Origin of the sequence: Streptococcus pseudopneumoniae, assembly GCF_038148935.1 — a bacterium.
Classification (GTDB): Bacteria; Bacillota; Bacilli; order Lactobacillales; family Streptococcaceae; genus Streptococcus; species Streptococcus pseudopneumoniae_U.
Genome location: NZ_JBBJZX010000069.1, coordinates 1 through 10,462, shown reverse-complemented (window position 1 = coordinate 10,462; position 10,462 = coordinate 1). Strand labels below are relative to the sequence as shown.

The window sequence follows — 10,462 nt, the reverse complement described above, 5'->3', positions numbered from 1 at the left end:
CCCCAAGCAAAAGCATCAATTGATTTAAGCAATTCTAACATTTCCTTCTCCTATCTTTTCAACCCCAAAAGAAAGAGCACATGCAAGATACATGTACTCTGGAATGCTTAGATAAATGCTAAAAAGCGGTCTATCCTAGCTCTGTCCTTTTACCTGAGAGTTTGAGCAGTTGCCTGCCTTGCCCCTTCGGTGCCTTTACGGTCTCTCCAGAGTTCCGTCCATTTACAGTCATGGAAAATCAAACGATTCCCCACTTCTATTAAACTTCATTCGGTGTTGGTATTTAATTGATTCTTATTTTACAAAAAATGTTGGCTTTTGTCAATGTGTTTATTAGTAAAACTTAGTTCAACAGTTTTTACTTTATGAATTCCGAAATATTTCTTATCCTTTAAAAGTGACAATGGTCGCACCACTGCCTCCAGCATTTTGTGGGGCATAGCCGAAACTCTTGACATGCTTGTTTCTTTGTAAGTATTTGGTGACACCTTCACGGATGACACCTGTTCCGATACCATGGATGATATCAACTTGAGCCATATTATTAAGCAAGGCTTGGTCGATAAAGGCATCTAGCTCATTCATGGCTTCTTCATAGCGCTTGCCTCGAAGGTCCAGTCTAGCTTGAGGTCCTCGCCCAGAAGTTCGTTTCACCACATTAACTTGTTTCTTCTTGACTGGTTTTTCTTGCTGAGCTTGAACAAGGTCAAATTCTTTTTCGTCCAAGGTCATCTTGATTAAACCAACTTGGGCTTCCCAGCGGCCATCCTTGAGTTGACTGGTCAAGGTACCACGCTGTCCATAACTGAGAACCACGATATCATCTCCCACCTTTGGAGCTCGTTTTTTCTTGGCCTTTTGAAGGATCTTGTTTTTAGACAAGTCCACTTTTTCAGGAGCCAATTTTTTCAGCTTGGCCTTGGCTTCAATGATTTCATGGGGCTTGAGCTGGGACTTACTGTGGAGATTTTTGAGAATCTGGTCACTTTCACTTAGGGCCATGTCTACAATCTCACTAGCTTGTTCACGCGCCTTATTAAGTTCGGTTTCCTTTTCACGATTGAGCTCGTTGTAAAGTTTTTTGAGAGCACGATTCATCTTGAGATTTTCTTGCTCCACCTCACGGATATTGTCCAAGCGTTTACGGCTTTCCAGCGTCTGCTCTTCCAGTTGCTCAATAATCCGATTGACATCATTGTCCTGATCGACCTGCTGGCTGGCATCCCCTACAATAACTTCAGATAGGCCCAGACGTTTGGCAATTTCGAAGGCATTGCTTCGGCCAGGAACACCCTGCATAAAGCGATAGGTTGGGCGAAGAGTTGCAGTATCAAACTCCATGCTGGCATTTTGCACAAAGGCTGTCTCAATACCGTAGGCCTTGAGTTCTGGATAGTGGGTAGTCGCCATAGTCTTGACTTGACGCAGGCGAAGGTCCTCCAGAATAGCCATGGCAAGGGCGGCTCCCTCTTGGGGATCTGTACCAGCCCCCAACTCATCCAAGAGCAAGAGTGAATGTTGGTTGACCTTGCCAAGAATATCCACAATATTGGTCATATGGCTAGAGAAGGTAGACAAACTCTGTTCAATAGACTGCTCATCGCCAATATCGGCAAAGATTTCTTCAAAAATACCAACACGGCTTCCCTTATCTGCTAAAATCGGCAAACCAGACTGGGCCATAATCTGCGTCAAGCCCAGAGTTTTAAGCATGATGGTCTTCCCACCTGTATTGGGACCTGTCATAACAATCGCTGTTAAATCTTGACCAAAATGGACATCATTTGCGACGGCATTTTTGACCAAAGGATGGCAGACATGGAGCAGTTGAATCTCTTGATTTTCTGATAGCTGAGGAACGACTGCTTGCCTTTCTTGGATAAAGCGGACCTTGGCACGAATCAAGTCCAGATGGCCGATAATCCAAGCGTCATTAGCAATCTCAGCCGCATGAGGGCGAACACGTTCCGAGATTTCTTGAAGAATGCGAAGCATTTCATAGCGCTCATCTGCTCGCAAACTGGCAATTTCTTCGCTCAGTTTGACCACCTCACGGGGTTCGATATAGACGGTATTTCCACTAGCAGAAATATCATGAACGACACCTGCAATCTTATTGCGGTAGGTGTTTTTGACTGGTAGAACCTGACGGCCATTTCTGCTGGCAATGATTCCTTCTGTCAACATCTGCGCTTTTTGCTTGAGCAGGTCCTGTAAAACATCGCGGACCTGACTCTCGCTATCATGGATTTTTCTACGGATGCGCGCCAATTCTTCACTGGCAAAATTTTCAATGAAACCTGCATCATTAAAGGCTTGGAGATTTCCTTGTAATTGCGGAAAATCGTGTAATTTTTCAAACCAGAGGGCTAATTCTTCCAAGCTGACATTTTCCAGACTGGCGTAAAAACTTTGCAGTTCTCGGCTGGCAAGAAGCACGCGCTTCAAGAGCAGGAACTCCTCAATATTGAGGTCTGCCCCCATCTCCAAACGCTTGCAGACTCCTGCAATTTCCTTGGTTGCGAGAATAGTAAAATGCGGTTGCTCGACGAAGAGAGCCTGCATTTCCTTCATCTCAGCAAAAGCCTGTTTGATTTTATCTGCTTTGGCAGTCGGAGCCAGCTGTCTCAATTGCTCCAAGCCCTGCTCGGTCAACAAATGAGGCTCAAACAAGGCCTTGACCTTATTGAACTCTAATGTTTCTAATATTTTCTTGTTCATCTTTATTTCCTTGTCTTTGAATGTCTAGGTGTGGTAGCTTTTTACATTCTGATAGATTCTAGTCAATCTGTAAACAAAGGGCTAGGAAAATTCCTGCCCTTTTTATCCGATTAAATTTGTCACCCAGATTTGTTTGAGCCAACTGGTTGTTACCGGTATGCCCTGGATGATGTGTTTTGCGACGATACTCTTTTCAAGAGGATTTTGTACAGCTGCCATGGGAATGGTTGCTAGTATGGTCAAGGCCATTTGCAAGACAAATAAGGTTACCAACATGGACAAGATACCTGCTGAAACTTGGAACAACTTGCCACCCAGTTTTTTACTAGGAAGTAAGTGTAACAAGAGACCAAGCAACCGACCGATGCTATAGACAATCCCAAATACAAGCAAGTAGCCAATACCTGCATAAAAGACCTTATCCAACTGAAAGAGTTGATCCGATGGGAAAAAGAAAGTTCCCTGACCTTCCTGCGGGTTTGCATAAGGGAGTAATAAATGGAACTGCTCACCAAGCCCCTTGTAAAACTGGCCAGCCACAAAAGCTGATGCCAGGGCTGAAATCAGGTAATAAATCTGTAAGAGCAGGCCTCTCCGATAGCCGATATAAAATCCCCAAGCCAAGACCAAAAGAAGAAGGAGTGAAATCATAAGGAATCCTCAATCTTGCTCTGCTCTTGCTTACAGGTCACGAGCTTGTGACGGAGTTCTTCTAACTCTTGCTCCTTATCGTCAAATTCAATCTCACGGCTGAGTTGAGTTGACAAACAGTTAACTGCCAACAAAAGAGCGATTGTTTCATCGTCTGCACTAGGCATTTGTTCTTTAATTGCTTGGTATTTTTCTGTCGCAACCTTGGCGATTTCCTCCATAAAGAGATTATCATGCTCGCTTGTCAAGGTTAATGATTTTTTCCCGAATGTAAATTTGAATCGATTTAGATTTGCCATAAAATTCACCTCACGATATTATACCAAAATTCGCTAATTTTGTCAGTTTTTACAAATTTTACTGCTTTTGTGGTACAATAGAAACTATGGCAAGTATAACACTCACACCAAATGAAAAGGAGATTCAGGCTTTTCTTGAACACTATCAAACCAGTCTGGCTCCTAGTAAGAATCCCTATATCCGCTACTTTTTGAGACTGCCTCAGGCAACGGTTTCTATCTATACTTCTGGAAAGGTCTTGCTTCAGGGTGAAGGGGCTGAGAAATATGCTAGTTTCTTTGGCTATCAAGTTGTAGAGGAAAACAGGGGACAAAATTTCCCTTTAATTGGGACAGATGAGGTGGGAAATGGTTCCTACTTTGGTGGGCTTGCAGTTGTGGCTTCCTTTGTCACACCTGACCAACATGACTTCTTGCGGAAACTCGGTGTGGGAGATTCTAAAACTCTGACCGACCAAAAGATCCGTCAAATTGCCCCTATCCTCAAGGAAAAAATTCAGCACCAAGCACTGCTTCTCTCACCAAGCAAGTACAATGAGGTCATCGGAGACCGCTACAATGCTGTTTCTGTTAAGGTAGCCCTCCATAACCAGGCTATCTATCTCCTTCTTCAAAAAGGTGCTCAGCCTGAGAAAATTGTGATTGATGCCTTTACCAGTGCTAAAAATTATGACAAGTACTTGGCACAAGAGGCCAATCGTTTCAGCAATCCTATCAGCTTAGAAGAAAAGGCTGAGGGCAAATACTTGGCTGTCGCAGTTTCTTCCATCATTGCGCGTGATCTCTTTCTAGAAAATCTTGAAAATCTAGGACGAGAGCTGGGCTATCAACTTCCAAGTGGAGCTGGAACGGCTTCTGATAAGGTGGCTAGCCAGATTTTGCAAGCCTATGGTATGCAGGGACTCAACTTCTGCGCCAAACTGCACTTTAAAAATACTGAAAAAGCGAAAAAACGCTTAGAAAGGTAAGTTATGAATTCATTTAAAAATTTCTTAAAAGAGTGGGGATTGTTCCTCCTGATTCTGTCATTACTAGCTTTAAGCCGTATCTTTTTTTGGAGCAATGTCCGCGTAGAAGGACATTCCATGGATCCAACTCTAGCGGATGGCGAAATCCTCTTCGTTGTCAAACACCTTCCTATTGATCGTTTTGATATCGTGGTGGCCCATGAGGAAGATGGCAATAAGGACATTGTCAAACGTGTCATCGGAATGCCTGGCGACACCATCCGTTACGAAAACGATAAACTTTACATCAATGATAAAGAGACGGACGAACCTTACCTAGCTGACTATATCAAACGTTTCAAGGACGACAAACTCCAAAGCACCTACTCAGGCAAGGGATTTGAAGGAAATAAAGGCACTTTCTTTAGAAGTATCGCTCAAAAGGCTCAAGCCTTCACAGTTGATGTCAACTACAATACCAACTTTAGCTTTACAGTTCCAGAAGGAGAATACCTTCTCCTCGGAGATGACCGCTTGGTTTCGAGCGACAGCCGCCACGTAGGTACTTTTAAAGCAAAAGATATCACAGGGGAAGCTAAATTCCGCTTCTGGCCAATCACCCGTATCGGAACATTTTAAGAAATCGAAGAGGCCGAGAATCAGCAATCTCAGCCTCTTCTTCTATCGTGAGAAGGAATTGGTTATTGACTAATACTCAATGAAAATCAAAGAGCAAACTAGAAAGCTAGTCGCAGGTTGCTCAAAACAGTGTTTTGAGGTTGCAGATGTAGGCTGACCTGGTTTGAAGAGATTTTCGAAGAGTATAAAATAAAAACAACCCCAACTCTCACCTATTCATGCAAAGGAATTTTATGGAAGTTTATTTTTCAGGAACCATTGAACGGATTATTTTTGAAAATCCCAGCAATTTTTATCGCATCCTTCTCCTAGAAATCGAAGATACGGACGCAGAAGATTTTGATGATTTTGAAATCATTGTCACAGGAACCATGGCTGACGTGATTGAGGGAGAAGACTACACTTTTTGGGGGCAAATTGTCCAGCACTCCAAGTATGGGGAACAACTGCAAATCAGCCGTTATGAACGCGCAAAACCGACTAGTAAGGGGCTGGTTAAGTACTTTTCCAGTAGCCATTTCAAGGGAATTGGTCTCAAGACAGCTCAAAAAATCGTGGATACCTATGGTGATAATACCATTGACGAAATTCTGCAACACCCAGAAAAGCTAGAAGGCATCTCAGGTCTCTCTGCAAAAAATCGTGAGGCTTTCGTATCCACTCTTCGTCTCAACTACGGAACAGAGATGGTTTTAGCCAAACTAGCCAACTACGGCATTCCCAATAAACTAGCCTTTCAGATTCAAGACTTTTACAAGGAAGAAACCCTTGATGTGGTTGAAAATTATCCCTACCAACTGGTTGAGGATATCAAGGGCTTGGGCTTTACCATCGCTGACCAGCTAGCTGAGGAGCTAGGCATCGAAAGTCAGGCTCCTGAACGCTTCCGTGCCGGTCTAGTTCACAGTCTTTTTCAGGCCTGTATGGAAACAGGAGATACCTATGTTGAAGCACGGGACTTGCTAGAACAAACCCTCACTCTCCTTGAGTCTTCCCGTCCCGTGGAACTAGATCCCAGCCAAGTGGCTCAAGAACTCTCCTACCTCATTGAAGAAGACAAGGTTCAGCAGATCGATACCAAAATCTTTGACAATAGTCTCTTTTTCGCGGAGGAAGGGATCCGTAGTCACTTGGTTCGTATCCTTGAAAAAGGAAAACAGAAGAGTCAAGATTTAGAAACTATTCAAAAGCATATCACTACTGTCGAGGAAGAGCTGGGAATTGAGTATGATAGCATTCAAAAACAAGCCATCTGTGATGCTATCCAGAACAAGGTCTTTATTCTGACAGGTGGGCCTGGTACTGGTAAGACAACTGTTATCAATGGGATCATCGCTGTTTACGCACTTTTAGAAGGACTTGACCTCAGGAAAAAAAGCAACTTGCCGATTCTTCTTGCCGCTCCAACTGGTCGAGCTGCTCGACGCATGAATGAATTGACAGGCTTGCCTAGCGCGACCATACACCGCCACTTGGGAATGACAGGCGACGATGATACCAGTCATCTGGAAGATTATCTGGATGCCGACTTTATTATCGTGGATGAATTTTCTATGGTGGATACTTGGCTGGCCAATCAACTCTTCTCCAACATCTCTTCTAACAGTAAAATTCTCATCGTGGGAGACAGTGACCAGCTACCGTCTGTCAGTCCTGGACAGGTTCTAGCGGATTTGCTTCATATTCCCTTGATTCCTCAGACTCGCTTGGAAAAAATTTATCGGCAAAGCGAAGAATCAACCATCGTCACCCTAGCTAGTCAGATTCGACAGGGTATCTTGCCAGCTGATTTCACCCAGAAAAAAGCAGACCGTTCCTACTTTGAAATTGCTAGTGGCCATATTCCTGCTACCATTGAAAAGATCTTAGGCGCTGCCCTCAGAAGTGGTATCCCTGCTCGTGATATTCAGGTTCTGGCTCCCATGTACCGAGGGACGGCAGGGATTGATGCCATTAACCAGCTCATGCAAGACCTGCTCAATCCACCACAAAAAAATCAACTCAGTTTTGAAGCTCCCCAGTGTCACTATCGTAAGGGCGACAAGGTCATTCATTTGGTCAACGATGCTGAAATCAATGTCTTTAATGGAGATTTAGGAGCCATCACAGACCTGATTCCGGGTAAATACACCGAGTCGAAACAAGACGAGATTGTTATTGATTTTGATGGCAATGAAGTCTCTTACCCACGTAACGAATGGTACAAGATTCGCCTGGCCTATGCCATGAGCATCCATAAATCACAGGGAAGTGAGTTCCCTGTTGTCATCCTACCGATCACCAGTGCTAGTAGGCGTATGCTGGAGCGCAATCTCATCTATACAGCCATTACACGCGCCAAAAGCAAGCTTATCTTACTAGGTGAATTGCAGGCCTTTGATTATGCTACCCAACACATTGGAACTGCCCGAAAAACCTATCTGATTGAACGCTTCAGTGATTTATTGGAGAATGTTGAAGAAAAGCAACCAGTTGTCTCTGAAACAGTCACATCAAGTAACTCTGAACAATCCTACATCCTAACCGAAGAAAACTGGACCAGTATTCCAGCTATGATTGGGATTACAGACGCAGACCTCAGAGAGATTTTTGGAAAATAGTGCATAAGAAAACCCACCTAATCAGGTGGGATTTTTGTTTATTAAGATTATTTTACTGTTGCTGTGCTTGTAATCAACTCAACAGCTTTTTTGATTGTGATATCATGTTTCAACATATCAGCTGAAAGCAAGCTTTGTACTTGTGCAACTTCCATGTTGTAGTCTGCTGCCAATTGCTCGACTTCTTTTTGGATTTCTTCTTCTGAAGCATCAAATCCTTCAGCTTTGGCAACTGCTTCGATAACAAGGTTAGTCTTAGTACGTGACTCAGCTTCTGCTTGGTATTGATTGTGAAGGTCTTCTTGAGTTGTTCCAGTGATTTGGAAGTACATGTCAGGGTTGATACCTTGACGTTGCAAGTTTCCAAGGAATTCGTTTACTGAGCGGTGAACTTCTTCGTGAATCATTTCTTCTGGAAGTTCTACGATTTCAGCGTTTTCTACAGCTTTATCAATTGCTGCACCTTCAACTGCATCTTTATAAGCTTCTTCTTTAGCTTCAGCCAATTCTTTGCGGTATTTTTCTTTCAATTCAGCAAGTGTTTCAACTTCTTCGTCGATGTCTTTTGCAAGTTCGTCATCAAGAGCTGGAACTTCTTTAGCTTTTACTTCGTGGATAGTTGTTACGAATTTAGCTTCTTTACCTGCAAGATCTTCTGCTTGGTAGTCTTCTGGGAATGTTACAACGACATCAACAGTTTCACCAGCTGAGTGACCTACCAATTGATCTTCGAAACCAGGGATGAATTGACCTGAACCAAGTCCAAGTGAGAAGTTTTCACCTTTTCCGCCATCAAATTCAACACCGTCGATAGAACCAACGAAGTCGATGACAACAGTGTCGCCGTTTTCAGCAGCAGCTTCTTTGATAACCAATTCAGCCAAGTTGTTGCGTTCGCGTTCGATACGCTCTTCAACGTCAGCGTCAGTTACTTCTTTTTCTACATCAACTGATACTTCAAGGTTTTTGTAGTCACCCAATTTTACTTCAGGTTTTGTAACGACTTCAGCAGTGATAACCCAGTCTTGACCTTTTTCCATTGAAGTTACGTCAATTTTTGGTTGTGCAACGACTTCAAGACCAGCTTCTTTTACAGCTGCTTCATAAGCGTTTGGCAAAAGAGCGTTCATAACGTCTTGGTAAAGTGACTCTTCACCAAATTTTTTGTCGAAGATAGGACGTGGAAGGTGACCTTTACGGAAACCTGGAACATTAAGAGATTTCTTCACCGAGTTGAAGACACGGTCCAATTCTGGTTTGATTTGGTCTTGAGAGATAGTGAAAGTCAAGACACCACGGTTTGTTTCTTTGTTTTCAAATGATACAGACATTCTGTCATTTCTCCTTAAAATTTTTTAAATACAGTCTATTATAACATAAACGAGCGAATTTTTTCAAGTAATGACTGCGCTTTTCAATGATGCTGGAAGTATGGTTTCTTCTTGTTTTTCTTTAGGTTTCGAATATAATCTTATAAAAGATGCTTAGTGATGACTGATTACAGTAAAAAACGAATCGCCCACACATCCCTCATTAGGCGATTCGTTTTGTATTATTTAACCACAAGAACCTTGTAATATTCATACTTATTTGGCTGTGTAATCTTAATTTTTTGACCATAGAAACCATCGATTTCTTTATCAAAATAATCTGAAAATCCTGATGGCAAGCGTTTCATCTTAAGAACCTCACCAGATTGGTCTGCATATACAAGGAAATGATAGTGGGTTGTAGACATACCGTCATCAATCAATACAAAGTAACCTGTTTTAAGCTTACCTTGTCCATTATCTAAATGGTATAGTTTATTGTTATTGATTGTGAAGTTAGTAGATGGAAGTCTAAGTCGTACACCTGGGTCTTCTAGATAAAGATCATTGCCAACTTTTTTGATTTCTGATCTAGTTGTCATCTCTGGAAGTGGTAATACTCTACGACCATCTGCTCCAAAGTAATATCGACCTGGTAGATTTTGGAAATTACGAATAACAGCTTTAGGATCAATTTCTTGTCCTTCTTCTTTATTATCTACTAAAGCTAAGATTGTATTTGAAACTTGATCCCCATATTTTTCGGAAAACTTCTTGATTTCAGGCTTGATATACCAAGTGTTTTTAGCCACGATAACATCAGTAAAGTTATTTCCGTCAAATTTTGATGTAATCAGATACTCATATCCATCACCTAAACGGACAATATCATCATCTTTATAAGGGCTATTTTGTAAAGTGAACATATGGCCATCCTTGCTGAGAATATAGCCTGTGCCATCACTAGAATTTACAACTCTATCAGAGGCCATTGCACCTGATTGTTCGAAATAATACCAATTATTATCTATGCACTCCCAACCTGTCTGCATAGAACCACTAAAACGAAGATAGTACCAAGTAGACCCTTCTTTGTACCAACCAGTGCGCATGGCGCCACTATCTGCTAGGGAGTACCATGTGCTACCTTCTTTGTACCATCCAGTACGCATAGCCCCGCTATCTGCTAGTGAGTACCATGTATTACCTTCTTTGTACCAGCCTGTCTGCATGTTACCAGAACCGTCGAAATGATACCAAGAGCCAGCATTTTGCACCCACTTATTTTTAGCTAG

General features: G+C 42.4%; 8 protein-coding genes and 1 riboswitch. Of the genes, 3 read left to right on the top strand and 5 right to left on the bottom strand.

What is annotated here, in order from left to right; genetic code table 11:
- Nucleotides 1-131: 131 nt before the first annotated feature.
- A riboswitch (glycine riboswitch) is annotated at nucleotides 132-220 on the bottom strand.
- A gap of 164 nt (nucleotides 221-384) precedes the next feature.
- The 3 genes from WKI42_RS07805 to zapA all read right to left on the bottom strand — a co-directional run bounded on the left by WKI42_RS07805 (nucleotide 385) and on the right by zapA (nucleotide 3,671).
- The gene (locus tag WKI42_RS07805; protein ID WP_368081620.1) at nucleotides 385-2,721 is read right to left on the bottom strand and encodes an endonuclease MutS2; all 2,337 of its coding nucleotides are present in this window, start codon (nucleotides 2,719-2,721) and stop codon (nucleotides 385-387) included.
- A 102-nt stretch (nucleotides 2,722-2,823) separates the two neighbouring features.
- Nucleotides 2,824-3,372 carry a CvpA family protein gene (locus WKI42_RS07800; protein WP_368081619.1) on the bottom strand — a complete coding sequence of 183 codons (549 nt, stop codon included), beginning with the start codon at nucleotides 3,370-3,372 and terminating at the stop codon, nucleotides 2,824-2,826.
- Nucleotides 3,369-3,671 carry a cell division protein ZapA gene (gene zapA, locus WKI42_RS07795; RefSeq protein ID WP_000002019.1) on the bottom strand — a complete coding sequence of 101 codons (303 nt, stop codon included), beginning with the start codon at nucleotides 3,669-3,671 and terminating at the stop codon, nucleotides 3,369-3,371. Before zapA ends, WKI42_RS07800 begins: the two co-directional genes overlap by 4 nt.
- A gap of 86 nt (nucleotides 3,672-3,757) precedes the next feature.
- Here zapA and rnhC point away from each other — a divergent pair, with 86 nt between their 5' ends.
- The 3 genes from rnhC to recD2 all read left to right on the top strand — a co-directional run bounded on the left by rnhC (nucleotide 3,758) and on the right by recD2 (nucleotide 7,857).
- The gene (gene rnhC / locus WKI42_RS07790) at nucleotides 3,758-4,639 is read left to right on the top strand and encodes a ribonuclease HIII (RefSeq protein WP_368081618.1); all 882 of its coding nucleotides are present in this window, start codon (nucleotides 3,758-3,760) and stop codon (nucleotides 4,637-4,639) included.
- Nucleotides 4,640-4,642: 3 nt separating this feature from the next.
- Nucleotides 4,643-5,257, top strand: coding sequence for a signal peptidase I (gene lepB / locus WKI42_RS07785; RefSeq protein ID WP_001083986.1), 615 nt, complete (start codon nucleotides 4,643-4,645; stop codon nucleotides 5,255-5,257).
- Nucleotides 5,258-5,490: 233 nt separating this feature from the next.
- Entirely contained in the window at nucleotides 5,491-7,857 is a 2,367-nt protein-coding gene (recD2, locus tag WKI42_RS07780; RefSeq protein WP_368081617.1) for an SF1B family DNA helicase RecD2, read from the top strand.
- Nucleotides 7,858-7,904: 47 nt separating this feature from the next.
- Here recD2 and tig read toward each other — a convergent pair whose 3' ends face one another.
- Nucleotides 7,905-9,188, bottom strand: coding sequence for a trigger factor (gene tig, locus WKI42_RS07775; RefSeq protein ID WP_247939884.1), 1,284 nt, complete (start codon nucleotides 9,186-9,188; stop codon nucleotides 7,905-7,907).
- Between the two features lie 221 nt (nucleotides 9,189-9,409).
- Nucleotides 9,410-10,462: N-acetylmuramoyl-L-alanine amidase family protein (locus tag WKI42_RS07770; protein WP_368081616.1), on the bottom strand; the 1,053-nt coding region annotated here is incomplete at its 5' end.

Excerpts from the sequence above, each read along its gene's own strand:
- WKI42_RS07805 (WP_368081620.1), bottom strand. The coding sequence starts at position 2,721 with ATGAACAAGAAAATATTAGAAACATTAGAGTTCAATAAGGTCAAGGCC.
- WKI42_RS07800 (WP_368081619.1), bottom strand. The coding sequence starts at position 3,372 with ATGATTTCACTCCTTCTTCTTTTGGTCTTGGCTTGGGGATTTTATATC.
- zapA (WP_000002019.1), bottom strand. The coding sequence starts at position 3,671 with ATGGCAAATCTAAATCGATTCAAATTTACATTCGGGAAAAAATCATTA.
- rnhC (WP_368081618.1), top strand. The coding sequence starts at position 3,758 with ATGGCAAGTATAACACTCACACCAAATGAAAAGGAGATTCAGGCTTTT.
- lepB (WP_001083986.1), top strand. The coding sequence starts at position 4,643 with ATGAATTCATTTAAAAATTTCTTAAAAGAGTGGGGATTGTTCCTCCTG.
- recD2 (WP_368081617.1), top strand. The coding sequence starts at position 5,491 with ATGGAAGTTTATTTTTCAGGAACCATTGAACGGATTATTTTTGAAAAT.
- tig (WP_247939884.1), bottom strand. The coding sequence starts at position 9,188 with ATGTCTGTATCATTTGAAAACAAAGAAACAAACCGTGGTGTCTTGACT.